This is a genomic window from Allobosea sp. 2RAB26 (assembly GCF_052115465.1).
GTDB lineage: Bacteria > Pseudomonadota > Alphaproteobacteria > Rhizobiales > Beijerinckiaceae > Allobosea.
Genome location: NZ_JBFRGS010000012.1, coordinates 102,370 through 126,274, shown reverse-complemented (window position 1 = coordinate 126,274; position 23,905 = coordinate 102,370). Strand labels below are relative to the sequence as shown.

20 protein-coding genes are annotated in these 23,905 nt (G+C 63.7%); 12 read left to right on the top strand and 8 right to left on the bottom strand.

The annotated features are described in order from the left end of the window. Positions 1–39: 39 nt before the first annotated feature. Positions 40–270, bottom strand: coding sequence for a hypothetical protein (locus tag AB4118_RS22535; RefSeq protein ID WP_441491848.1), 231 nt, complete (start codon positions 268–270; stop codon positions 40–42). On the opposite strand from AB4118_RS22535, the gene mltG reads away from it, so the two are divergent. From mltG to gmk, 3 genes are all read left to right on the top strand, one after another. After that, entirely contained in the window at positions 263–1,495 is a 1,233-nt protein-coding gene (gene mltG, locus AB4118_RS22530) for an endolytic transglycosylase MltG (protein ID WP_441491847.1), read from the top strand. The two genes, AB4118_RS22535 and mltG, sit on opposite strands and share 8 nt — an antisense overlap. 184 nt (positions 1,496–1,679) lie before the next feature. Then, a complete protein-coding gene (locus tag AB4118_RS22525) occupies positions 1,680–2,561 on the top strand; it encodes a YicC/YloC family endoribonuclease (RefSeq protein WP_441491846.1) in 882 nt (293 codons plus the stop codon). A gap of 6 nt (positions 2,562–2,567) precedes the next feature. Further along, complete coding sequence (gene gmk / locus AB4118_RS22520; protein ID WP_113518477.1) at positions 2,568–3,215, top strand: guanylate kinase; 648 nt, start codon at positions 2,568–2,570, stop codon at positions 3,213–3,215. A gap of 9 nt (positions 3,216–3,224) precedes the next feature. On the opposite strand, the gene rsmA is transcribed toward gmk, so the two are convergent. Genes rsmA through lptF form a run of 5 tightly spaced genes read right to left on the bottom strand, consistent with a single transcriptional unit; the run spans position 3,225 to position 9,989 of the window. Beyond that, the gene (rsmA, locus tag AB4118_RS22515) at positions 3,225–4,079 is read right to left on the bottom strand and encodes a 16S rRNA (adenine(1518)-N(6)/adenine(1519)-N(6))-dimethyltransferase RsmA (RefSeq protein WP_441491845.1); all 855 of its coding nucleotides are present in this window, start codon (positions 4,077–4,079) and stop codon (positions 3,225–3,227) included. After that, on the bottom strand, positions 4,076–5,092 hold the full coding sequence (pdxA, locus tag AB4118_RS22510; RefSeq protein WP_441491844.1) for a 4-hydroxythreonine-4-phosphate dehydrogenase PdxA: 1,017 nt from the start codon (positions 5,090–5,092) through the stop codon (positions 4,076–4,078). The genes rsmA and pdxA overlap by 4 nt, the downstream gene beginning before the upstream one ends. Positions 5,093–5,141: 49 nt before the next feature. Continuing rightward, a complete protein-coding gene (locus AB4118_RS22505; RefSeq protein ID WP_441491843.1) occupies positions 5,142–7,649 on the bottom strand; it encodes an LPS-assembly protein LptD in 2,508 nt (835 codons plus the stop codon). A gap of 58 nt (positions 7,650–7,707) precedes the next feature. Beyond that, a complete protein-coding gene (lptG, locus tag AB4118_RS22500) occupies positions 7,708–8,796 on the bottom strand; it encodes an LPS export ABC transporter permease LptG (RefSeq protein ID WP_441491842.1) in 1,089 nt (362 codons plus the stop codon). Next, complete coding sequence (gene lptF, locus AB4118_RS22495; RefSeq protein ID WP_441491841.1) at positions 8,796–9,989, bottom strand: LPS export ABC transporter permease LptF; 1,194 nt, start codon at positions 9,987–9,989, stop codon at positions 8,796–8,798. Before lptF ends, lptG begins: the two co-directional genes overlap by 1 nt. Before the next feature lie 162 nt (positions 9,990–10,151). Here lptF and AB4118_RS22490 point away from each other — a divergent pair, with 162 nt between their 5' ends. Genes AB4118_RS22490 through AB4118_RS22480 form a run of 3 tightly spaced genes read left to right on the top strand, consistent with a single transcriptional unit; the run spans position 10,152 to position 12,546 of the window. Next, positions 10,152–11,645, top strand: a complete 1,494-nt coding sequence (locus AB4118_RS22490) for a leucyl aminopeptidase (protein WP_441491918.1) — start codon at positions 10,152–10,154, stop codon at positions 11,643–11,645. Between the two features lie 47 nt (positions 11,646–11,692). Continuing rightward, positions 11,693–12,145, top strand: coding sequence for a DNA polymerase III subunit chi (locus AB4118_RS22485; RefSeq protein WP_441491840.1), 453 nt, complete (start codon positions 11,693–11,695; stop codon positions 12,143–12,145). Between the two features lie 2 nt (positions 12,146–12,147). Continuing rightward, positions 12,148–12,546, top strand: a complete 399-nt coding sequence (locus AB4118_RS22480) for a hypothetical protein (RefSeq protein WP_441491839.1) — start codon at positions 12,148–12,150, stop codon at positions 12,544–12,546. Between the two features lie 150 nt (positions 12,547–12,696). Here the strand turns inward: AB4118_RS22480 and AB4118_RS22475 are convergent, their stop codons facing one another. Then, a complete protein-coding gene (locus AB4118_RS22475) occupies positions 12,697–14,571 on the bottom strand; it encodes an ABC-F family ATP-binding cassette domain-containing protein (protein ID WP_441491838.1) in 1,875 nt (624 codons plus the stop codon). Between the two features lie 165 nt (positions 14,572–14,736). On the opposite strand from AB4118_RS22475, the gene AB4118_RS22470 reads away from it, so the two are divergent. From AB4118_RS22470 to AB4118_RS22450, 5 genes are all read left to right on the top strand, one after another. Continuing rightward, positions 14,737–14,925 carry a hypothetical protein gene (locus tag AB4118_RS22470; protein ID WP_441491837.1) on the top strand — a complete coding sequence of 63 codons (189 nt, stop codon included), beginning with the start codon at positions 14,737–14,739 and terminating at the stop codon, positions 14,923–14,925. 54 nt (positions 14,926–14,979) lie between these two features. Continuing rightward, complete coding sequence (coaD, locus tag AB4118_RS22465) at positions 14,980–15,480, top strand: pantetheine-phosphate adenylyltransferase (protein ID WP_441491836.1); 501 nt, start codon at positions 14,980–14,982, stop codon at positions 15,478–15,480. A 152-nt stretch (positions 15,481–15,632) separates the two neighbouring features. After that, entirely contained in the window at positions 15,633–16,964 is a 1,332-nt protein-coding gene (proS, locus tag AB4118_RS22460; protein ID WP_441491835.1) for a proline--tRNA ligase, read from the top strand. Between the two features lie 37 nt (positions 16,965–17,001). Then, positions 17,002–18,303: a lipoprotein-releasing ABC transporter permease subunit gene (locus tag AB4118_RS22455; RefSeq protein ID WP_441491834.1), complete on the top strand. Its 1,302-nt coding sequence runs from the start codon at positions 17,002–17,004 to the stop codon at positions 18,301–18,303. Positions 18,304–18,322: 19 nt separating this feature from the next. Next, entirely contained in the window at positions 18,323–19,012 is a 690-nt protein-coding gene (locus tag AB4118_RS22450) for an ABC transporter ATP-binding protein (protein WP_069880703.1), read from the top strand. Between the two features lie 27 nt (positions 19,013–19,039). Here AB4118_RS22450 and AB4118_RS22445 read toward each other — a convergent pair whose 3' ends face one another. Continuing rightward, positions 19,040–20,014 carry a DMT family transporter gene (locus AB4118_RS22445; protein ID WP_441491833.1) on the bottom strand — a complete coding sequence of 325 codons (975 nt, stop codon included), beginning with the start codon at positions 20,012–20,014 and terminating at the stop codon, positions 19,040–19,042. Positions 20,015–20,420: 406 nt separating this feature from the next. Here AB4118_RS22445 and dnaE point away from each other — a divergent pair, with 406 nt between their 5' ends. After that, a complete protein-coding gene (dnaE, locus tag AB4118_RS22440) occupies positions 20,421–23,894 on the top strand; it encodes a DNA polymerase III subunit alpha (RefSeq protein ID WP_441491832.1) in 3,474 nt (1,157 codons plus the stop codon). The last annotated feature ends 11 nt before the right edge of the window (positions 23,895–23,905 follow it).

The following is a 23,905-nucleotide window of genomic DNA, read 5'->3' as shown; positions in this document are numbered from 1 at the left end:
CGGCCGATGAGGCTCAGCGCGCTTTCGCCATAATTTCTGCTAGTCTGTCACCGGATTTCGGGACAGGCTCGAAATGCGTCGCATCGCCAGGGCATTGCGGCGAACCTCACGACACCAGAACGCGAGCGCCAGCACTGTGAACACTTCGCCCCGCGTCGCCCCGAAGAGCCCGAGCGAGGCGTTGAAGCCGGTGGCGCCGCCTGCTCCGCCGCCGAAGGCGCGTCGCAGGAGGCGCAATCCCTTCATCGGCATGCTCAGCGGGTTGTTCACGACTGCGCTCGTCTTGGCCGGCGTCGTCGGTGCTGGAATCGCTGTGGTCGGCAGCCAGGGTAAGGCGCCGGGGCCGCTCGCGAGCGACCGTGTGCTGATCATTCCCAAAGAAAGCGGCCTCACCGAAATTGCCGAGCTCCTTCAGCGCGAGGGATTGATCGAGCATCCCTGGACCTTCAAGGTTTCGGCGCTGATCTCCGGCAATTGGACCAAGCTCAAGGCGGGTGAGTATCTGTTCAAGGCTCGCGCCAGCCAGCAGGACATTCTCGACATCATTGCCGAGGGCAAGGCGGTCGAGCATTCGATCACCGTGCCGGAAGGTCTGACCAGCGAACAGATCATCGCGCGGTTGCGCGACAATGATCTCCTCACGGGCGACGTAATTCAGGTGCCTCGCGAGGGGACCATCCTGCCCGACACTTTCAAGTTTCCACGCGGGTTCACACGGCAGGCGATCGTCGACCGGATGACGCGCGATCAACGCCGTATCCTCAACGATGTCTGGAGTCGCCGCCCTGCCGACCTGCCGATCAAGACGCCGCAGGAGTTGGTGATCCTGGCTTCGATCGTCGAGAAGGAAACCGGCCGCGCCGACGAGCGCCCGCGCGTTGCCGGTGTCTTCATCAACCGTCTGAACCGCAAGATGAAGCTGCAATCCGACCCGACGATCGTCTACGGGCTCGTCGGCGGCAAGGGCACGCTCGGCCGCGCGATCCAGCGTAACGAGATTACCCAGGCGACGCCCTACAATACCTATGTCATCGACGGACTGCCGCCGGGCCCGATCGCCAACCCGGGCCGTGCCGCAATGGAGGCCGTGGTCAACCATTCCAGGACCAAGGAGCTCTACTTCGTGGCTGATGGCAGTGGTGGGCACGCCTTCGCCGAGACCTTGGAGCAGCATAACCGCAATGTCGCCCGCTGGCGGCAGGTCGAGTCGCAGCGGCGCGAGGCTGGCAAGCCCTCGCCGGATTCGAATGTCGACAAGGTGGAACCGCCGCCGGCGCCGGATAATCGCACCGAAGCGCCTGGGGCCTCGCGAGCGGCCGATGCGACGTCCGGGGATAGCGAGACGGTGGGGGGCAGCCGGCGTGCGTCGGCGGATGGTCCGGCGGGAACGCGCGCGCGCGCCTTCGATGCGTCGGAAGGGACGAACCGCGATCCGCTGCTGAACCGAAGCTACGATCTCAACTCGTCGAAGCAGGTTCCAGCACTGCGCCCCTGAGCGGCTCTGGCGAGTATGGGCAGTCACGCCCGATTTCTCCCCATCTTCGCGCTTCTATGTGTGCAGCGCGACTTGCGAGCGGTGTTTCGCCTCACTACGGTCCCGCCGCATCAGATACAGCGTCGAGCGGTGATCCTGCGCATTGTGATCGCACGGTGAGCCGTCGGGGGGAGTTTCAGCGTCCATGGCGATCGAGAGCATGACCGGCTTTGCCCGCGCAGCCGGCACCGCAGGTCTTCATGCCTGGGCATGGGAAATCCGCAGTGTCAATGCGCGCGGCCTCGATGTGCGCGTCCGGGTACCTTCCGGGTTCGAAGCCCTGGCCGAGGCGGCGCGCAAGCGCCTCGGCGCCGCCTTTTCTCGCGGTACATTGCACGTGAATCTCTCGATCAACAGCGATGCCCGGCCGGCGAAGCCTCGTATCAACGAGGCGGTGCTTGCGGGCCTGCTGGAATCCGTCGCGAGGCTGCCCGCCTCCGACAGCATCCGTCCGGCGTCCTTTGACGCGCTGCTTGGGATTCGCGGCGTGGTCGAGATTGCCGACGAGGACGAGGATATCCTGGCGCAGCTCGAGGCCCCCTTGCTTGCTGGCCTGGACGCGGTGGTCCTGGGTCTCAAGGAGGCGCGCTCCGCCGAGGGGAGAGCGCTTGAATCCGTTCTCACAGGCCACCTTGCCAGCATTGGCCGTCTGACCGATGAGGCGGAGCAGCATCCCGGGCGGAGTGTGGAAGCGATCCGCGCACGGCTCGCGACGCAGGTGCAGGCCCTGCTCGATGCCAGCCCGGCACTCGATCCGCAGCGCCTCCATCAGGAGGCCGCGCTGCTAGCGGTCAAAGCCGATATCCGCGAGGAGATCGACCGGCTGCATGCTCATGTTGCCGCGTTGCGGGGCTTGTTCGATCAGGGCGGGCCGATCGGCCGGAAGCTCGACTTTCTTGCGCAGGAATTCGGGCGAGAATCCTCGACGCTTTGCGCCAAGGCCGGTGATGCCGGGTTGTCGCGCATCGGGCTCGAGCTGCGGACGGTCGTCGACCAGATGCGCGAACAGGTTCAGAATGTGGAGTGACGGCTGATGGCCGATCTGGTGCGCCCGGCCCGTCGCGGCCTGATGTTGATCCTGTCCTCTCCCTCGGGAGCGGGCAAATCGACCCTGACGCGAACGCTGTCGCAGAAGGAAACCAATCTCGATCTATCGGTCTCGGTCACGACCCGGCTCAAGCGCCCCTCCGAGATTCATGGCGTCCATTATCACTTCATCGACCGCCCTGCCTTCGACACGTTGCGCGAGCGCGATGATCTGCTCGAATGGGCCGAGGTCCATGGCAATGGCTACGGGACGCCGCGCAAGCCCGTCGAGGATGCGCTGAAGGCCGGCCGCGATGTGCTCTTCGACATCGACTATCAGGGCACGCAGCAGATCCTCGAAAAGGCGCGCGAGGATGTCGTCGCCATCTTCATCCTGCCGCCATCCATGGCGGAACTGCGCTCTCGGCTCGTGCGTCGCGCCGAGGATGCGCCTGAGGTCATCGCCAAGCGACTCGACAACGCCCGCGACGAGATCGCTCGTTGGAGCGTCTACGACTACGTCATCATCAATGACGATCTCGGTGCTGCCTATGAATCGGTCCGCGCGATCCTCACCGCCGAACGCCTGAAGCGTTCGCGCGCGATTGGTATGAGTGAATTTGTCGCCGGGCTCCTCAGCGAAGCAATCGCGTAGGGAGCGCCGCTATCCGGCCTTCAGCCCAGCCAGGGCGTTGGCGAGGCGCACGAATCCTGAAACGGGCACTTCCTCTGCGCGCGCCGTTGGCGACAGGCCGGCGGCCTCGATCATCGGCTGCGGATCAGGCGTCACGGCCTTGAGGCTCTGGCGCAGCATTTTCCGGCGCTGGCCGAAAGCAGCCAGCGTGACACGCTCCAGCAATCTCTGTTCGCAGGGCTCCGGCCTCAGTCGCGGCACGAGTTGAACGACAGAGGACGTGATTTTCGGCGGCGGCACGAAAGCGGACCTGGGCACGTCGAACAGGATCTTGGTTTCGCAACGCCAGTTCGCGAGAACGGCCAGCCTGCCATAGTCGGCGCGCTGCTCCGGGGTTGCAACGATGCGCTCGGCCACCTCGCGCTGGAACATCAGCGTGAGCGAGTTCCACCAGGAGGGCCAGGGTTCCTGGCTGAGCCAGCCAACGAGCAACGGCGTGCCGATATTATAGGGCAGGTTGGCGATGATCCGGGCGGGCGAGCCGCCAAGATGAGAGGAGAGGTCGACGGCAAGCGCATCGCCGTCAATCACTTCAAGCCGTCCCGGGTAATGTGCGGCGATCTCGGCCAATGCTGGCAGGCAGCGTCGATCACGCTCGACCGCGATGACACGTCCAGCCCCGTTAGCGAGCAAAGCACGCGTCAGCCCACCTGGGCCAGGGCCGATCTCGACCACAGTCTCGCCATCGAGTGGCCCGGCGGCGCGGGCGATCCTGCTTGTCAGGTTGAGATCGAACAGGAAGTTCTGGCCCAGCGACTTCTGCGCCATCAGGCCGTGGCGTTCGACCACCTCGCGCAGCGGCGGTAGCGTGTCGATCTGACTCATGGCAGGCGGCTTTCGGAATGGGCCGCCATGCGGGCTGCCAGCCGCAGCGCGGCGCAAAGGCTGTCGGGGCGGGCAATGCCGCGGCCTGCAATGTCGAAGGCCGTTCCGTGATCCGGTGAGGTACGGATGAAGGGCAGGCCAAGTGTCACGTTGACGCCCTCGTCGAAGGCAATCGTCTTGATCGGAATCAGTGCCTGATCGTGATACATCGCCAGTGCCGCATCGTACCCGGCACGGGCGCGGGAATGGAACATCGTGTCGGCAGGATAAGGACCGCTTGCGTCGATTCCCAACGCCTTGAGCTGCGCGACGGCTGGCGCCACCACCGCAGCATCCTCCTCGCCCAGCGCTCCACCTTCTCCCGCATGCGGATTCAGCCCGCTCAGTGCGATCCGGGGCTGCGGAATTCCGAAGCGGGAGGCCAGTTCGCGAGCGACAATTCGCCCCGTCTCGACAATCAGATCCGTCGTCAGCAGCGATGGTACTGCACTGAGCGGCACGTGGATCGTTACCGGAACAACCGCCAGATCTTCGCACCAGAGCATCATCACGGGGTGGGGCGTCCTGCCTCCATCCGCCGCAAGATGCGCCAGATATTCCGTATGGCCGGGATGCCTGAAACCGGCGGCGTAAAGAACGCTTTTGGCAATGGGATTGGTGACCAGCGCGGCCGCATGTCCTTCGCGCACCGCAGCGACGGCGCGATCGATCGCCTCGATAGTCCCCGCAGCCGTGGCCGGATCAGGATGTCCGGATACCACGATCGCGGTCTTCTCAAGCGCAATGACGGGCAGGGCCTGGTCGAAAAGCGCCTCTGCCTCATGCCAGGCGCAGCCAACGATGGGCACATCGAGGCCGAGCCGTCGTGACAGGCTTTCCAAAAGACCGGGGTCGGCAATGCAAGCAAAGGGCGGAAGGGCTGCGGGCTCCCGCAGCACCCAGGCTTTCAAGGCGAGCTCAGGGCCGATCCCTGCCGGATCACCTTGCGTGAGAGCGAGCAGTCGCGGTGACACGTTTTTCTCCACCCGCACCGGCTCGCTCGCAGTAATCCTGATTCTACCCTCAGCGAGCGGCGACGCCGTCGCCTGTCGAGCCCTGGCCCAGGTTCTGAGAGTAGCTGATCTCGCCCAAGGTGCGCAGTTCGAGCTTGAACATCACCGTCCGCGTATCCTTCGTGGCGCCGGACTGCCGGTCGGCATAGGACTGCGAATAGGAGATGTCGAACACGGTGCATTCGTCGGTGTAGTTGATGCCGAAGCTCATCGAGGCGGGCTGGAACGGGCCCGTCTTGGGATAGGTGAGTGCCGCAAGGGCTACGGGATCGAGCTGGGCTGCCACGAAGGCATCACGATACCGCTCGCGGTCGAACTTGTACTTGTCGAGGTCGAACAGGACCCCGGCGCGGACGCGCCAGTATTGCGCGATCCCGAGCGAGCCGTTCAGGCCGAGACCCTCGCGCCGCCGCGGAATGCCCAACTCGGGCTGGGGCTCATAGCGGCCATAGGTCACGGAGGTCGATACCACGCCATTGCTGTAGGTGGCGCCTGCATCGATCCGCTGCGCCTCGAACGTCGATTCGTCCAGCCGCGCCGCGCCGGACAGGAAGAAGTTCTTGAACGGCGAGATTTGCGCGCGGGTGACGAAATCGGACCGCGTCGTTTCGAGACCTGAATCCAGGCCGGTATTGACCAGGTCGGCTTGTGCGAAGGAATTGCGCCCGGCGAGATTGAAGGACTGGCCGACAAGGAAATTGGCGTAGGCCTCCTTGCCGAAACGGCCTGTGTAGAGCGCGCCGACATTCGCTCGCGTGCCACCCTCGACCCGATCATAGCCGGAGAACTTGCCGCTCCACTCGAACAGGTTGGTGTCGTCGAAGACGAGGCTTTGCGCATCTTCGTTGGCGACGCGCAGGACATTCGTCTCGTTCGGACGTGCAACGAACTGGGCGACTGGCTCGATGATATGCGTGCCCCACGAGGTCTTGGCCACGAAGGGGTAGCGGTACATCAGGCCGACCGCCGGCATGACGCGCCCGAAGACATCGTCGGATGTGTTGAAGATCGAGGAAACGTTGGCGTTGGAAAAGCCGGTCGTCGACGGATTGACCGAGAAGATATCCGCGCGAACCGACGCATACGGCGTCCAGACCTGACCGAGCGAATCGATGAAATTGCGCCGCCAGGACACTTCCGCTGTTGCGCGCGCCACCGAACCGCCGATGCCGCGCACCAGGCACTGGTCTTTCTGGTAGACCGCGCAGCCATCATAGAGCGGGTTCGGCGTCGTGATCAGGAAGTTCTTCTGGGCCGGAATCTGCTGGAAGGCAGCGGCGTCCCGCGTGAGGCTTGTGACGTTCACATTGAACGCCAGTTCACCGCCAATGACGTCCGGCTTGTGCACCCGCTTGTTGTAGTCGAACACCGGCAGGACGAGCGGCTGCTGCTTCTGCCAATCGGACGACGTCAGGGGTTGGAAATAATAGCCACGCAGGTCGAACCAGGCATTCGGGCTCTGGCCGTTGAGATAGCCCGTGGAGATCGATTCCTGCAGGTAGGTCGTCGAGCTGATGCTCTCGCTCCGGATGCGATAGTTCTTCCAGAACCAGCGGTCCGTCGACATCGCGACGTCCCAGCCGTAGGTCCAGCGCGGATTCAAATAGAATTTGCCAGTGGTTTCCAGCGAGCCGCGGAAATCGCTGTCGCGCGCGCCGTACGGCGTCGGCTGGAACGCATCCGGTTCGGCCTGGAAGATGCCGGCTGCACGGATGTTGTAGGACCCGTTGACGAGCCGGTGACGCCACTCGGCCTGGCCAAGGAAGCCCTGCCGCGAGAGATAGGTTGGCGTGACTGTGAGATCGTAGTTCGGGGCGAGGTTGAAGAAATAGGGCAGGCCAACACCGAAGCCGAGCGCGCTGGTGTTGATGAAGGCCGGCGACAGGAAGCCGCTCTTGCGCTTCACCGTCGAGTCCGGGCCCGACATGTACGGGATATAGGCGATCGGAACCCCGGCGAATTCCAGCCGGGACGATTCGTAATAGATCGTCTGCTCGGACTTCTTATGGATGATCCGCGCCGAGCGGACCTGCCAGAGCGGCGGCTTTTCGGGCTTGTCCTTGCAGGGCTCGCAAGCGGTGTAGATGCCCTTCTCAAAGACGAAGGTCTCGCCGTCCGTACGTTCAGCCCGCGGAGCGGTAAACCGCGTCTTGTCCGGGTTCACGACGCGTAGCGAATCAATGAAGCCGTCGCGGAAATCGTCGGTCAGATTGAAGCGGTCGCCGGTGATGACGGTACCGTTCGATTCGGTGATCCGGGCATTGCCGCTGGCGATGACGCGCTTGCTGGCGCGGTCATAGGTGACCTTGTCGGCTTCGATCGTACGGCCCTGATAGAGAATCTGGACGTCGCCGACAGCCGAGACGCTGTTGTTCTTGTTGTCGTAGACCAACTCGCGCGCGTCGACGACCATGCGTTCCTGCGGCTTCGCCGGAGCTTGCGCGAAAGCGCTCCCTCCTGCCGTCAGGCAATAGGCCAAACTCGAGGCGAGGGCGGTCGCCGCGGCAAAACGAGCCATGCGTCTCACGCCAGAGGCCATATGCTCAATCCAAAATTAACCATAGGCACAGTACTAGTTACCCGTCTTCCTGGTGAAGGAGAGCGAGCGCCCCAAGCATCGTCCCCACAACCGCCGGCAACCACGCGGCCACCATGGGATTGACGATCCCTGATGCCCCGAGCTCTTCCGACAGCTGCGTCGCGACATAGAGCACGAACCCGGCCGCCACGCCACCTATCACCAATCTCGTAACACCACCAAATCTGAAAAATCTTAAGGAAACGGATGCCGCCACCAGGATCATGGCAACGAGCAGAAGCGGCCGCGCCTTGAGCGACTGGTAGCGCAGCTCGTAGCGCGTGGAATCAAGGCCGGCCTTCTGCGTCCGTTCGATCACTGTCGGCATCGACCAGAACCCAACAGCGTCGGGCGGGGTGAAACTTTGCCGCACCTGGTCGGGCTCCAGAGTCGTCGCGAGCAGATAGGTCGTGTAGCTCTGTGGCTCTTCCGTGGCAGACACGACGCGTGCATCGGTCAATTCCCAATAGCCGCGATGCAGGATCGCTTCCCTTGCCTCCACGCGCTCGTTGAAGCCGCCATTCGCATCGAAGCTAAAGACAGCGACCTGGGAGAGGCCTGACGCGTCCGGCAAGGCTGCCGCAGCGCGAATAATCGCCTGCCCGTCGACGCTGCGCTGGCGAATCCAGATTTCCTGCGCTCCGGACGCCTGGGTACTCCTCGCGAAGAGCCTGGCTTCGAGGGCCGTCGCGCTGCGCTTCAGTTCGGCTGCGAGCGGGTTGTAGATCATGATCGAGACAAAGCCGATCACTGCTGCGACCAATGCGGCCGGCTGCAGGAATTGCCAGGCCGAGACGCCCACGGAGCGGGCCACCACGAGCTCAAGCTTCCGGCTTAGCGTCAGCAGTGCGAACATGCCACCGAACAGCACGGCAAAGGGAAAGATCTGCTCCGCCACCGCAGGCGCGCGAAACAGCGCGAGCCTGATGATTTGCGGCGTCGTCGCGAGCGGCGAATCGCCGGCACGGCGCATCAGCTCGACGAAATCGAGCGTCAGGATCAGAAAGAAGAAGGTGCTGAACACGCTGATGATGGCGCGTGTGAAGCGCTTCGTCAGGTATCGGCCGAAGGTCGAGACAAGCAGCATCAGGCGCGACGCAGGCGAGAGGGCAGGGCGGATAGCGACAGGATGATCGGCTCGAACAGCTTGTTGAGTCGTGGCCTCAGCGACGCGCCAAACATGATAAGGGCCGTAGAGCAGATGATTGTGACCAGGGGCAGAAGGTAGAGCAGGACGACTGCAAAACCCGATCTGACGCTGGCGGTCCACGCGGCGTAGGCGCCGATGCGGACCGCACCGACAATCAAAATTGCTGCCTGGATCGCGACATTGCGGCCCTGACGCGTCGTACGCGCTTCACCGAGGGCGGCGAAGGCGACCAGCATGAACGCGATCGGGTAGAGCGGCGCCGAAAGACGATTGTGCAGTTCGGCGCGGAACCGCCCGGCCTGCAGCTTGTAATAGGCTTCATTGGGGTCCTGTCGCAGCAAGGCCCAGGTCGTGCGTTCGCGTGGCTTGTAGATCACCCTGTCGCCATTGCCTTCGCCATCGCCGCCTGTCGACTCGCCCGATAGGGCCGACAGGTTGAGCGCGTAGCGCTCGAAGGAGATGATCGAAGTCGACTCCTTGTTCTTGGCTTCGCGCTGGATGGTACCCTTCTCCAGCATCAGGAAGCTGTTGCCGTCCGATTCCACTGTCCGGCCGCGCTCGGCGATGTAGACGGAGGGTTGGCTGGGGTCGCGGCGGTCCTGCATAAAGATGCCGAGCAGCGCGTCACCCGAACGCTCGCGGTAGTGAAACGTCACTCCGGAATCGAGTGAGACGAACTGGCCTTCCTTCACGACATTGGCGACGAAATCGGCCCTGATCAGCGTGATCAGGTCCCGCAACGCCCGGAACCCCGACGGCATGACCGAAATCGCCATCCAGCCGACAAGTAGGGAGGTCGCCAGCGTCAGCACGATGAACGGGCGGGTCAGCCGGTAGGGCGCGACTCCGGCCGCATTCATGACGATCAACTCCGAATCGCCGTTCAGCCGGTTCAGCGTGTAGAGCGTCGACATGAACAGCGCGACCGGTGCGATGCCCGCGATCAGCGCCGGCAACGAAAGCAGTGTCACCGTGAAGAAGATGTAGATGGTCTGGCCCTTGCCGGTGATCAGGTCGACCTCACGCAGGGCCTGCGTCACCCAGATCACGCTGGTCAGCCCGATCAGAAGTACGATCGCTGCGACCGCGGCGATCTTCAGGATGTAGCGGTCGAGACGGAGAAGACGCACGCGTTAGCTTCCGGTGAAACCGAGGGCAGTTCGAGGCTCCCCTTGGACGGTTCGCCAAACACTCCCTATGGTATAGCCACGATCATGGCGCAAACGGGAATCGTTCGCATCATGTTCACGACCTTCCTGAAGAGCCCTATTCCCGCCAATTGTGAGCAGCTTATGTCGCAGCGCCTGAAGCTTGAGGTCAAAGCCCTGAACACCATCGGCGGGCAGGACCTCGTCATTTTCGTGTCGGACAAGCTGACCCCGGCGAAGCTTGCCGAGGATTGGCTCGGAGAGGGCGCTCATGCACTGCTCGCCAGGGCTGCGGCAGCCGACAAGTTCAAGGGCAAGGTGTTTTCCGGGATGACGTTGCTGGCGCCGGACGGGGCCGGGTATGAGCGGCTGGTCGTCATCGGGGTCGGACCTGATGCAGATCACGATAAGCTCGATTTCGCCAAGCTTGGCGGGGCTGTTGCGGGCAAGCTTGGCAGTGGCCGCTCGGCCGATGTGATCATCGCTCTGCCTGACGTTGAAATCAGTGCCGAGCAAGCAGCCGCGGTCGCTCTCGGGTTGCGGCTCCGGGACTATGTCTTCGACCGTTACAAGACCAAGACCCGCGAAGCCGACGATGCCGATCCGATCACCGTGACGCTGCGCACCCCCGACCCTGCCGCTCTCAAGAAGGCCCTCAAGGCCTACGAAGCTGTCGCCGGCGGTGTTGAGATTGCTCGCGATCTCGTGAACGAGCCGCCGAATGTGCTCTATCCCGAAGAATTCGCCGAACGCGCCGCCAAACTTGAGAAGCATGGTGTCGAGGTCGAGATTCTCGATGAGAAGCAACTCAAGAAGATCGGCATGCGGGCCTTGCTTGGCGTTGGCCAGGGGTCGCGCCGGGAGAGCCGCGTCGTCGTCATGCGCTGGAATGGCGCCAAACCCGGAGTTCGGCCCGTCGCCTTCGTCGGCAAGGGCGTCACGTTCGACACTGGCGGCATCTCGCTGAAGCCGGGCGCCGGGATGGAGGACATGAAGGGGGACATGGCCGGAGCCGCCTGCGTCACCGGACTGATGCATGCGCTCGCAGCGCGCAAGGCCAAGGTCAATGCGATTGGCGTGATTGGGCTGGTCGAGAACATGCCGGATGGCAACGCCCAACGCCCCGGTGACATCGTCACCTCGCTTTCAGGGCAGACCATCGAGATCATCAATACCGACGCAGAGGGGCGGCTCGTCCTCGCCGATGTGCTCTGGTACACGCAGGACAAGTACAAGCCGCGCTTCATGATCAACCTGGCAACCCTGACAGGAGCGATTTTGGTAGCGCTCGCGCAGGAGAATGCCGGGCTGTTCTCGAATGATGACGAGTTGTGCGAGCGACTGGCAGTCGCTGGCAAGGCCACCGGCGAAACTGTCTGGCGCATGCCGCTTGGCGCAGCCTACGACAAGATGATCGATTCAAAGTTCGCGGACATGAAGAACTCGGCCGGGCGTTATGGCGGTTCGATCACTGCTGCGCAGTTCCTGCAGCGGCATGTCAATGAAACGCCCTGGGCGCATCTCGACATCGCCGGCACCGGCATGGGCTCGCCAAACAGCGAGACCAATCGCTCCTGGGGCTCGGGCTGGGGCGTGCGCCTCCTCGACCGGCTCGTCGCGAATCATTACGAGTCCTGATTCACTCGAAACATTGTTTCGCAATGCTCTGATAAGAAGGGGCTTTCATGACGGAAGTCCTGTTCTTCCATCTTCAGTCGCGTCCGCTGGAGCAGGTTCTCCCGACCATCCTCGATCGGGCGCTGTCGCGCGGCCAGAAGGTGGTCATCGAGGTCTCCAGTTCCGAGCGGGCGAGCGTGCTGGACGATCATCTGTGGACCTATGCGGATGACAGCTTCCTGCCGCATGTCATGGCGAGCGAACCGGATGCACCGACCAATCCGGTCGTGCTGACGACAGAGGCCCATAATCCCAACGCGGCCCAGGTTAGAATCTGCGCTGACGGCATCCGTATTCCCGACGCATTGCAGGACTACGAGCGCGTCGTCCTCATCTTCGACGGCGACGACCCCGACGCGCTTGCGGCTGCGCGCGAGGATTGGAAGGCAGTTCGCGCCACAGGCGCGACGGCCAGCTACTGGCAGCAGGACGAAACCGGTCGCTGGGAGAAAAAAGCGTGAGAGTGCCTGTTCTGTTCGTGTGCGCTGTGGCTCTGGGCGGATGTTCCGTCGATATTGGCGGTTTCTCCTTCACTCAGGATTCCAGCGGTACGCGAACCAGCAGCGCTTCAGCCCGCGCATCCACTCAGGAAGCCATGCTGACCGCCGATGGCGGTTGCGAGGCGGAGGTTTCGCTGGATCCGTCGACGCGTCCGCTGCCAAAAGAGATCGCGCTGGGCGTGACCGAATGCGAACTCGTGAAGTTGAAGGGGGGCCGGCCGACCGATGTCCTCATCGGTGAGAGCGGTAAGGGCCAGCGCGAGGTGCAGGTGCTCTATTCCGAGCCCGGCGGCCGCGAGATCTATATGTTCACCGACAACCGCCTCAGCCGGATCGTCAAGCCGGGACAAGGGGAGGGCTGAAGCATCGGCCCGAACAGTGGATTGCGGTTTTCGAGCAAGCCGATTCCACCACAGGAGCTTAGATCATCGGACCGGATACGCGATCCGATCGGATGATCTACGCATCGGACGATAGTTCGGATTTCGCCCGAGCCTATCGTCTGGGCCGCTTCAGGCGTTCTCGAGTTCCTCGCTCAGTCCGAGCCATTCTTCCTCCGCGGCCGTCAGTGCCTCCGACAATTCCGCACGCTGGCGCGAGAGCTGCAGGGCTTTTTCCGGATCGCGGGCGAATGCTGCACCGTTGCCGAGCACGCCATCGACCTTCTCGATCAATCCGGTCAGCTTGGCGATCCGTGCCTCGGCCAGGTTGAGCTTCTGACGCAGCGGCCCTTGGGCCACACGCTTGACGGCTGCGCCCTTGCGTTCTTCGGCCTTGCTGTTGGTATTCGCAGTCTCTGCGGGCTTCTCGCGACGGGCTGCCTTGGCGCCTCCGAGGACGAAGGCGCGATAATCCTCCATGTCGCCGTCAAAATTCTTCACCGTGCCGTCGCCGACGAGCCAGAGCCGGTCAGCGCAGGCTTCGATCAGGAAGCGGTCGTGGCTGACCAGGATGACAGCGCCGGGATAGTCGTTGATAGCCTTGACCAAGGCGGTGCGACTGTCGATGTCGAGATGGTTCGTCGGTTCGTCCAGGATGAGCAGATGCGGGCCACCGAAGGCCGCGATTCCGAGCATCAGCCGCGCCTTTTCGCCGCCGGACAGGTTCTTGACCGGTGTATCCGCCTTGCTGGCGGGAAAGCCGATCTGAGCCGCTTTCGAGCGCACCTTGGCTTCCGGCGCATCAGGCATCAGGTCGCGCAGATGCGCGACCGGCGTTTCCTCCATCCGCAGCTCGTCGAGCTGATGCTGGGCGAAATAGGCGGTCTGAAGCTTCGACGAACGTCGCAGATCGCCTGACAGGGGTGGGAGCCGCCCGCCGATCAGCTTGCAGAAGGTCGATTTGCCGTTGCCGTTCGAGCCAAGCAGCGCAATCCGATCGTCCGGCAGCAAAGTGAGGTCGAGCCGCGACAGCACCTTGCGCTCGCCATAGCCGGCGCTGACATCATCCAGCACCACCATGGGTGGCGAGAGCGGCCGCTCCGGCCCCGGAAGGCTGAATGGCTGCACGTCACGGTCGACGATGGTCGCGATCGATTCCATCTTCTCCAGCCGTTTGACGCGCGATTGCGCCTGGCGCGCCTTCGAGGCCTTGGCCTTGAAGCGATCGACGAAGGCCTGGAGATGCTTACGCTCGGCGTCCTGCTTCTCGCGCTGCTTCGCGAGCAGCATCTGCTTCTCGGCCCGCTGGCGTTCGAACGAGGAATAGCCGCCGCGATAGATGGTGAGTTTGCCCTGATCGAGATGCAGGATGTGATCGACACAGGTGTCGAGGAGTTCGCGGTCGTGGCTCACCACCAGGACGGTGTGCGGATAGCGCTCCAGATAGTCGTAGAGCCAGAGCGTGCCTTCAAGATCGAGATAATTGGTCGGCTCGTCGAGCAGCAGCAGATCCGGTTCGGCGAAGAGCACGGCAGCGAGAGCAACGCGCATGCGCCAGCCGCCCGAATAATCGGAGCAGGGGCGTTGCTGCGCGGCCTCATCGAAGCCGAGCCCGTGCAGGACGGTCGCCGCCCGGGCCGGGGCGGCATGCGCGCCGATATCGGCGAGCCGGGTCTCGATTTCGGCGATGCGCAGCGGGTCGGTCGCGGTTTCGGCTTCCTTCATCAGGGCCGCGCGCTCGGTGTCGGCTGCGAGCACGACCTCGATCAACGATTCCGGGCCACCGGGGGCTTCCTGGGCGACGCCACCGATCCGCATGCCCCTCGGCACGCTGACCGAACCGCCCTCAGGCGAGAGATCGCCGGTAATGATCCGGAAGAGCGTGGTCTTGCCGGTGCCGTTGCGGCCGACGAGTCCGACGCGTGATCCGTCCGGCAGGGCCGCACTGGCCCGGTCCAGGAGCAGCCGTTCGCCGAGCCTGTAGGTGATATCGTTGAGCGTGAGCATGGCGCGGATTTAGGGCCTGGAGCCATGGCAAGCAATGGTTAACGCTGCGGGCTAACGCGATCGAAAGACCAATCATGCTTTTGACATGAAGCAGCCACGGCTCCGCCCGAGCTGCCCTTCAGCCATGGGATTGCGTCTATATCCATGATTCGCAAAGAGAAACCGATGCATCTCAGCCCCCGGCATATGGTTCAGCGGCGCTTCTCCACGACCGCTGCTGCCCTGGCGATCGTCTCTCTGATCCTGGGCAGCGCCGGTGCGCTGAGCGCGCTTCTGGTCGATCGTCGCGCCGAGCCGTCCGTGACCTGGCAGTCCCTGCCGCAGCCGGATGCCGGGACGACGTCGTTCAGATAGAGCCGGTTCGCTGCCGCGCTTGCCGCAAGGATGCCCCGAGGGTAACGCTGTCCCATGAGCAGAACCGCTTTCTATCCTGGATCCTTCGACCCGATCACCAATGGCCATGCCGATGTGATCGCTGGTGCTTGCCGGCTATGCGACAGGCTGGTGCTCGCTATTGGGGTCCACCCGGGCAAGGCCCCGATCTTCTCGGCAGACGAGCGCGCTCATCTGCTGCGGGAGGTTGCAAGCCCGATTGCCGCTGCTGCCAAAGTCGCGATCGAAGTCGTGACCTTCGACTATCTCGCCGTTCAGGCGGCCAGGGAGGCAGGTGCGACGATCATGATTCGCGGCCTGCGTGACGCCACCGATTTCGATTACGAAATGCAGCTTTCCGGCATGAACCAGGCCATGGTGCCCGAGTTGCAGACCGTGTTTCTGCCGGCTTCCGCGAGGACGCGCCACATCACTTCGACGCTTGTGCGGCAGATCGCCTCCATGGGGGGCGATGTCTCGGCTTTCGTGCCATCCGCGGTCAGCGGCCAACTCAAGGCGAAGTTCCCGACGCGCTGACCTCGCGATAGTCGAGAGCCGAGCCGATCGTTTGGCATCTTCCTCCGTATTCTGCGGATTTGCGTTTGCATTTTGCCGGCGGCGATGGTGTCTCTGGGACAACATGACTCGCTGCGCGCTGAGCCGCGTACTGCCCTCGAACGAGTTTTCCGATGCGCCTTTCCCGCTATTTCCTGCCGATCCTGCGTGACACGCCCAAGGAAGCCGAGATCGTCTCGCATCGCTTGATGCTGCGCGCCGGTATGATCCGCCAGCAATCGGCAGGAATCTACTCGTGGCTGCCACTCGGCCTGCGGGTGCTCAACAAGATCAACGCGGTGGTGCGCGAGGAGCAGAATCGTTCGGGCGCTATCGAGGTTCTGATGCCGACCATTCAGTCGGCCGATCTCTGGCGCGAGAGCGGGCGGTATGACGCCTATGGCAAGGAGATGCTGCGCATCAAGGACCGGCACGACCGCGACATGCTGTACGGGCCGACCAACGAGGAGATGATCACCGACATCTTCCGGTCCTATGTGAAGTCCTACAAGGACCTGCCGCTCAATCTCTACCATATCCAGTGGAAGTTCCGGGATGAGGTCAGGCCGCGCTTTGGCGTGATGCGTGGGCGCGAATTCCTGATGAAGGACGCCTATTCCTTCGATCTCGACCAGGCCGGCGCGCGGCACGCCTATAACCGCATGTTCACCGCCTATCTCAGGACCTTCGCCCGGCTCGGCCTGAAGGCAATCCCGATGCGTGCCGATACGGGCCCGATCGGTGGCGACCTCAGCCACGAGTTCATCGTCCTCGCTTCCACCGGCGAGAGCGAGGTATTCTGCCACAAGGACTATCTCAGCTTCGAGACTCCGAAGGTCGAGACCGACTTCGATAGCGTCGACGGATTGCAGGCCATCGTCGACAAATGGACGAGCCTCTACGCTGCGACCGAGGAGATGCACGACAAGGCGGCATTCGACGCGGTTCCCGCCGGCCAGCAACTGTCGGCGCGCGGTATCGAGGTCGGGCATATCTTCTATTTCGGCACGAAGTATTCCGAGCCGATGGGCGCGACGGTGACCGGGCCGGACGGGCAGCAGGTGCCGGTGCATATGGGCTCTTATGGCATCGGCCCGAGCCGTCTCGTCGCAGCGTTGATCGAGGCCGGTCACGACGATGCCGGCATCGTCTGGCCGGACGAGATCGCACCGTTCGACATCGCGGTGCTGAACCTGAAGATCGGTGACGCAGCGACCGACGGCGCCTGCGAGCAACTCTACAGAGCGCTCTCCGCCAAGGGCTATGACACGCTCTATGATGATACAGACGGTCGGCCAGGCGCCAAGTTCGCGACGGCAGACCTGATCGGCGTACCGTGGCAGGTCATCGTCGGGCCTAAGGGCCTGGCTGAGGGCAAGGTGGAAATCAAACGCCGCGCCGGCGGAGAGCGCGAACTCGTCTCGCTCGCGGCTGCGCTGGAACGCTTCCCGGGCCGCTCGGCTTGAGTGGGAGCGGCATGATCGCGGAGCGGAGCAGGCGCCGATGAACGTGGCGGTGGAGTCGATGTCGACCGAAGCAGAGCAGCCCACCGGCACACGCCCCTTTGCGGGTTTCGAATGGCTGCTGGCCGGGCGCTACCTGCGCACGCGTCGGCGCGAGGGCTTTGTTTCGGTCATCGCGGGCTTCTCGTTCCTCGGCATTTTGCTCGGGGTCGCCACGCTGATCATCGTGATGTCGGTGATGAACGGCTTCCGGAAGGAACTCCTGGAGAAGATCGTCGGCGTCAACGGCCACATCTTTGCGACGCCGATCGATCGCCCGCTCGATGACTACGAAGCGGTCGCGGCACGGCTGCGGCAGGTTCCCGGCATCAAGCTCGCAATCCCCCTGGTGGAAGGCCAGGCGCTTGCTTCGTCGCAATACGCCAATGGCGGCGTGCTGGTGCGCGGCATTTCCGAGGCGGATCTGAAGTCGATCCCCTTCATCGGCAACAATATCAAGCGCGGTACGCTCGATGGTTTCGATGCCGCCGCCGGTGTCGCCATTGGCAGTCGGCTTGCCGCGGCGCTCTCGCTGACCGCTGGCGACACGATCACGCTCGTTTCTCCGAAGGGAGCCTCGACCCCGTTCGGGACCGCTCCGCGCATCAAGGCCTATCCGATCCAGGCTGTGTTCGAGATAGGCATGACCGAGTTCGATTCCTCGTTTGTCTTCATGCCGCTGGCAGAAGCGCAGGCCTATTTCAACCGCGATGGCGATGTGAACGTCATCGAGGTCTTCATCGACAATCCGGATCGGACCCAGGTCGTGCGCGATGCGATCGAGGCCGACGCGCCACGGCCGCTTGTGCTGTCCGATTGGCGGCAGCGCAACCGTACCTTCTTCAACGCGCTCGAGGTCGAGCGGAACGTCATGTTCATCATTCTCACCCTGATCGTGCTGGTGGCGGCGCTGAACATCGTCTCGGGCCTGATCATGCTGGTGAAGGACAAGACCGAGGACATCGCGATCATGCGCACCATGGGCGCGTCTCGCGGCACTGTGCTGCGCGTCTTCCTGATCACGGGGGCGGCCATCGGCGTGTTCGGTACATTGGCAGGGCTAGGCCTCGGCGTTCTCTTCGCCAACAACATCAAGTCGATCATGGCCACCCTGAATTGGATCACCGGGGCCAATCTCTGGGATCCGACAGTACGCTTCCTGAGCGACATTCCCTCCGTGATCGACTGGCGGGAAGTGGCGAGTGTCGTCGGGATGGCGTTGGTCCTATCGCTGCTGGCGACGCTGTATCCGGCCTGGAAGGCCGCGCGGCTGGACCCGGTCCAAGCCCTGCGGATGGGTTGAGGCAGAAGAACCCGTGGCCATGCAACGCGAAACACCGGCGCTCTTCCTCTCCCAGATCGAGCGCTATTACCCACAGACCGATGCTCCGCTCGAGATCCTGCGCAAGGCGGATTTCGCACTGTGGCCGGGCGAGCTTGTCGCGCTTGTTGCACCGAGCGGTACCGGCAAATCGACGCTCCTCCATGTCGCCGGCCTGCTCGAGAAACCCGATAGCGGCGAGGTCTTCGTCGGCGGAATCGCGACCAGCAAGCTGGACGACAAGGGCCGCACCCGGCTGCGCCGCACCGAGATCGGTTTCGTCTACCAGTTCCACCATCTGCTGCCTGAATTCACGGCGCTCGAGAACGTCATGCTGCCGCAGCGCATTCGCGGCCTGCGGAAGCGGGAAGCCGAGGAGCGGGCGACTGAACTGCTCGCCTTTCTCGGGCTCGGCGAGCGGCTCGACCATCTTCCGGGCGAGCTTTCCGGTGGCGAGCAGCAGCGCGTCGCGATTGGGCGTGCGGTCGCCAATGCGCCCCGTCTGCTCCTCGCGGACGAGCCGACCGGCAATCTCGACCCTCACACCTCGCTGCATGTCTTCAACACGCTGGTCGCCTTGGCCCGGGCTTCGGGTCTCGCGGCCCTGATCGCGACCCATAATCTCGACCTCGCCCGGCGGATGGACCGGCAGGTGACGATTCGGGACGGGCTGGTCGTTCCGCTGCGTTAGCGCGGGCACGGCTTCTCCCGTTGCGCACTACCGGGCGCGCCCGCGCTTTCCGCGAGCTGGCGCCACGACGGCAAGGCCGGCAATCACGATCACGAGAATGCCGATCCAGGTCGCGGTCGATGGCAGATCGTCGAACATCGCGTAACCCAGCGCGGTCGCGCCAAGCAGTTCGAGATAGACGAGCGGCGACAGCGTCGAGACCGGCGCCATTCTGAAGGCGCTGATCGTGAGCAGGTTGCTGACGGCCGAAAGCAGTCCCATCAGGAGGATCAGCAGAATCTCCTCGCGATTGGGCACCGTCCACTGGAACAGGACGATAGGCGTCAGCAACAGGATGCCGAAGACGAGCTGGATGGTCAGTGCCGACAGCGGTGTGCTGCCCTGGGCGGTCGCTCGGGTCATCACAAGGTAGCACGCCATCAGTCCGCCCGACGCCAGCGCGATCAGCGTGCCGGAACTGCCGTCAGCGCCCGGTCTCACGATCAGCATGGCTCCGATGAAGCCTAGAATGACGGCCGCCAGCTTTCGGCGATCAAGCCGCTCGCGCAGGACAATCATGGCCAGCAGGGTCGCGATGATCGGCGCGATGAAGTAGGCACCCAGAGCGTCGGCAAGCGGAATGCGCGCGATTGCGGTGAAATAGAGCGTCATCGCGCCAACCAGGAAGGCGGTGCGCAGAAGCTGCGGCAGGATCTGGTTGCGGCCAATCAGCGGCGCCGGCGCGCGCGCCTGCACATACAGCACGACAGGCAGTACGAAGCCGAGCGCCGCGACATAACGAGCCCAGCTTAGAAAGGCCGGGGAATGCGCTCCGCTGAGATACTTGCCGATCGCATCCGCGCCCGGGATGAACAGCATCGATATGGCCATCAGGACGATGCCCAGCGCGGGGCTACGCGTGCTGCCGGAGGCTGACGCGCGCTCGTCCTGCTGGTTCGCCTCGGCGGGTTCTGAGCGGAGATTGGCGACGGAAGCGCCGGAGGCATCTGAACTTTGGTCCATGCGGCTCTCTAGCAGATTCCGCGGCGCCGACAGCCGTGGACGAGCCTGAATGCGCCGACGGGAAAGCGTACGCGACCTACGCCGAAGGGTTAATCGCCTTCCACCACCATCAAGGGGATATTAACCTCCATCCAGACGTCCAGAATGGAACTAACGCTGCGCGATTGACGAGAACAAAACAGGAATTATGATGGACATATAGCGAACATCTGGAGGTCAAGATGGTTTTAGCACGTAAGCTGGTCGTCGGAATGGTGGAGCTTGCCTCGCTCGGCCTCTTCCTTGGGATGATCTGGCTCTGGGCGGCGCTGCTCGCCGCTCCTAGCGTCTGAGCCATCCACAGCCGGCGGAAATCCTCTCGACTGGACCGGTCGGCCCGCTCCATAAGGGCGGACGAGGTGACCCGATGAGTCGAGAGCAGGGCCGGTCCCGCATTCTGTCCGAGGTGGGTTTCGTCCATCTCCACGTTCATTCGAGCTATTCCCTGCTCGAAGGGGCCATGACGGTCAGCACGCTGGCCAAGCTCGCCACTGCGGACGGCCAGCCCGCTTTGGCCCTGACCGACAGCAACAATCTCTTCGGCGCACTCGAATTCTCCGAGAAGCTCGCTGGTGGCGGCATCCAGCCCATCGTGGGCGTCCAGCTCTCGGTCGATTTCGCCGACGAGGTGGATAGCGGCCGCCGGCCCGTTCAGGCGCAGGCCGTGCCGCACATCGTCCTGCTTGCCATGTCCGAGGCGGGCTACGGCAATCTGATGAAACTCGTCACCGAAGCGTGTCTCGCAAGCGGTGGCGCCGGGCAGCCGATTTCGTCGCTCGAGAAACTGACGGCACATCATGACGGCGTGATCGCGTTGACCGGCGGGCCGGGCGGCCCGATCGACAGTGCGCTGCGTGCCGGGCAGGTAGCCCAGGCCGGCGCTCGCCTGGCAAAGCTCGCCGAGATCTTCGGCGACAGGCTCTATGTCGAGATCCAGCGCCATGGCCGTGATGGCGAGGCTGCCGTCGAGGCGCATCTGCTCAGGCTCGCCTATGATTCCGATCTCGCCATCGTCGCGACCAACGAGCCCTTCTTTGCCAAGGCCGGGGATTTCGAGGCGCATGATGCGCTGCTTGCGGTAGCCGAAGGGCGGCTGGTCTCAGACGGCGAGCGTCGGCGGGTGACGCCAGGGCATTTCTTCGTCACCCGGTCCGAGATGAAGCGCCGCTTCGCCGATCTGCCGGAGGCGCTGGCCGCGACCGTCGAGATCGCGATGCGCTGCACCTGGCGCGTCACGACACGCAAGCCGATCCTGCCGCGTTTCGGCGAGGAGGGGCGCGACGAGGCAGAGGAACTCGAGGTTCAGGCGCGCGCCGGTCTGGCGGCTCGGCTTTCCAAGCACGGCCCGGCTTCGGGCTATACGGTCGGTGAATACGAGTCGCGGCTTGATTTCGAGCTTTCGATCATCAACCGCATGAAGTTTCCGGGGTACTTTCTCATCGTCTCGGACTTCATCAAATGGGCGAAGGACCAGGGCATCCCGGTCGGGCCGGGACGCGGCTCCGGCGCGGGTTCGCTCGTTGCCTATGCGCTGACCATCACGGACGTCGATCCGCTCCGCTTCGGCCTGCTTTTCGAGCGCTTCCTCAATCCCGACCGCGTCTCGATGCCGGACTTCGACATCGACTTCTGCCAGAACCGACGCGAAGAGGTGATCGACTACGTCAAGCGGCGCTATGGTGAGGAGCGCGTTGCGCAGATCATCACCTTCGGCACGCTGCTGGCGCGCGGTGTGTTGCGCGACGTCGGCCGCGTGCTGGAAATGCCCTATGGCCAGGTCGATAAGCTGACCAAGCTGGTGCCGCAGAACCCGGCGAAGCCGATCTCGCTGCCGGAGGCGATCGCTGGCGAGCCGAAGCTGCAGGCGGCTGCGGACGAAGAGCCGGTTGTGGCCCGCCTGCTCGAAATTGCCCAGAAACTGGAAGGGCTTCACCGCCACGCTTCGACCCACGCCGCAGGCGTGGTGATCGGCGATCGACCGCTCGAGCAACTCGTCGCGCTCTCGGTCGATCCGCGCACCGGTATGCGCGTGACCCAGTTCAACATGAAATGGGTCGAGCAGGCCGGCCTGGTGAAGTTCGACTTCCTCGGCCTCAAGACGCTGACGACGCTGACGACCGCCGTCACGCTGATTGCCCAGCGCGACATCCAGATCGACCTCGCCAAGCTGCCTTTCGACGATCCGAAGAGTTACGAGATGCTGGCGCGCGGCGAGACGGTCGGCGTGTTCCAGGTTGAATCGGCGGGCATGCGCAAGGCCCTGGTCGAGATGAAGGCCGACCGGATCGAGGACCTGATCGCGCTCGTCGCCCTCTACCGGCCGGGTCCGATGGACAACATCCCGACCTATTGCCGCCGCAAGCTCGGCTTGGAGGATCCCACCTATCTCCATCCGAAGCTGGAACCGATCCTGGCCGAAACGCATGGCATCATCGTCTACCAGGAACAGGTGATGCAGGTGGCGCAGGCGCTCTCGGGCTATTCGCTCGGTGAGGCCGATCTGCTGCGTCGCGCCATGGGTAAGAAGATCAAGGCGGAGATGGACGCTCAGCGCGACCGCTTCGTGAAGGGCGCCGTCGAAGGCGGCATGACGAAGAGCATCGCCTCCGAGATCTTCGACCTGCTCGCGAAATTCGCCGACTACGGCTTCAATAAGAGCCATGCCGCCGCCTATGCCGTCGTCGCGTTCCAGACCGCCTATCTCAAGGCGAACTTCCCAGTCGAGTTCCTCGCCGCGTCGATGACGCTCGACATGGGCAACACCGACAAGCTCTCGGAATTCCGGCGCGATGCCGAGCGCCTCGGCATCACGGTCGAGCCGCCGTCGATCAACCGCTCGGGCGTCGAGTTCGACGTGGCCGATGGCGCGATCCGCTACGCGCTCGGCGCGATCAAGGGGGTGGGGCGCACGGCGGTCGAATCCGTCGTCGTGGCGCGTAATTCGGACGGGCCGTTCCGCGATCTCGCCGATTTGGCGCGCCGCATCGACACCAAGCTCGTCAATCGCCGCACGATCGAGGCCCTGATCGCCGCTGGTGCGCTCGATCCGCTGGAGAAGGACCGTGCACGTGCCATGGCGGCGATCGACGGCATGCTGGCGCTCTCCAACCGCACGCGCGAGGCGGCTGCCGGTGGCCAGTCCGAGCTCTTTGGTGGGGGCTCCGTCGCGGAAGCCTTTCGCATCCCGCCGACCGAGCCGTGGGCGCCGGCAGAGCGGCTGCGGCGCGAACATGACGCCGTCGGCTTCTTCCTGTCGGGGCATCCGCTCGACGATTACGAACATGTGTTGAAGCGGCTGCGCGTTCAGCGCTTTGCCGATTTTGCCAAGACGGTCAGGGCAAACGGAACCTCCGTCGCCAAAGTTGCGGTCTCGGTCATCGACAAGTCGGAGCGGCGCACCAAGTCCGGCAACAAGATGGGCATCGTCAACCTGTCAGACCCCAGCGGGCAGTTCGAGGCGATCCTGTTCTCGGAAGGACTGCAGCGTTACCGCGATTTGCTGGAGCCGGGCCGGGCGCTGGTGTTGCGCCTCAGCGCGGTACTCGATGGCGAGGATGTTCGACCACGCATCGAGGATGTCGAGGTGCTCGATGATCTGGCCGCTCGCCAGAAACAGGATCTGCTGGTCTACTTGCGCGACGACAGGGCACTGGGCAGCATTGCGGAGCGCATTCGCCCGCGCGAAGGCGCCCGCGCCGAGGGCAAGGTTGCGGTGATCATGATCCTCGACAACGGCGCGCAGGAAGTCGAGATCGAGTTGCCGGGCCGCTACCCGGTCAACCAGCAGATTGCCAACGCGGTACGGGCGGCGCCGGGCGTGGTCAGCGTCGAGTTGCGCTGAGAGGCGGAGAG

What these genes read in the sequence shown, in the direction of transcription:
- AB4118_RS22525 (WP_441491846.1), top strand. Translation starts at nt 1,680, where the DNA reads ATGGCGATCGAGAGCATGACCGGCTTTGCCCGCGCAGCCGGCACCGCA.
- gmk (WP_113518477.1), top strand. Translation starts at nt 2,568, where the DNA reads ATGGCCGATCTGGTGCGCCCGGCCCGTCGCGGCCTGATGTTGATCCTG.
- rsmA (WP_441491845.1), bottom strand. Translation starts at nt 4,079, where the DNA reads ATGAGTCAGATCGACACGCTACCGCCGCTGCGCGAGGTGGTCGAACGC.
- AB4118_RS22505 (WP_441491843.1), bottom strand. Translation starts at nt 7,649, where the DNA reads ATGGCTCGTTTTGCCGCGGCGACCGCCCTCGCCTCGAGTTTGGCCTAT.
- lptG (WP_441491842.1), bottom strand. Translation starts at nt 8,796, where the DNA reads ATGCTGCTTGTCTCGACCTTCGGCCGATACCTGACGAAGCGCTTCACA.
- AB4118_RS22490 (WP_441491918.1), top strand. Translation starts at nt 10,152, where the DNA reads ATGTCGCAGCGCCTGAAGCTTGAGGTCAAAGCCCTGAACACCATCGGC.
- AB4118_RS22485 (WP_441491840.1), top strand. Translation starts at nt 11,693, where the DNA reads ATGACGGAAGTCCTGTTCTTCCATCTTCAGTCGCGTCCGCTGGAGCAG.
- AB4118_RS22475 (WP_441491838.1), bottom strand. Translation starts at nt 14,571, where the DNA reads ATGCTCACGCTCAACGATATCACCTACAGGCTCGGCGAACGGCTGCTC.
- AB4118_RS22470 (WP_441491837.1), top strand. Translation starts at nt 14,737, where the DNA reads ATGCATCTCAGCCCCCGGCATATGGTTCAGCGGCGCTTCTCCACGACC.
- coaD (WP_441491836.1), top strand. Translation starts at nt 14,980, where the DNA reads ATGAGCAGAACCGCTTTCTATCCTGGATCCTTCGACCCGATCACCAAT.
- proS (WP_441491835.1), top strand. Translation starts at nt 15,633, where the DNA reads ATGCGCCTTTCCCGCTATTTCCTGCCGATCCTGCGTGACACGCCCAAG.
- AB4118_RS22455 (WP_441491834.1), top strand. Translation starts at nt 17,002, where the DNA reads ATGAACGTGGCGGTGGAGTCGATGTCGACCGAAGCAGAGCAGCCCACC.
- AB4118_RS22450 (WP_069880703.1), top strand. Translation starts at nt 18,323, where the DNA reads ATGCAACGCGAAACACCGGCGCTCTTCCTCTCCCAGATCGAGCGCTAT.
- AB4118_RS22445 (WP_441491833.1), bottom strand. Translation starts at nt 20,014, where the DNA reads ATGGACCAAAGTTCAGATGCCTCCGGCGCTTCCGTCGCCAATCTCCGC.
- dnaE (WP_441491832.1), top strand. Translation starts at nt 20,421, where the DNA reads ATGAGTCGAGAGCAGGGCCGGTCCCGCATTCTGTCCGAGGTGGGTTTC.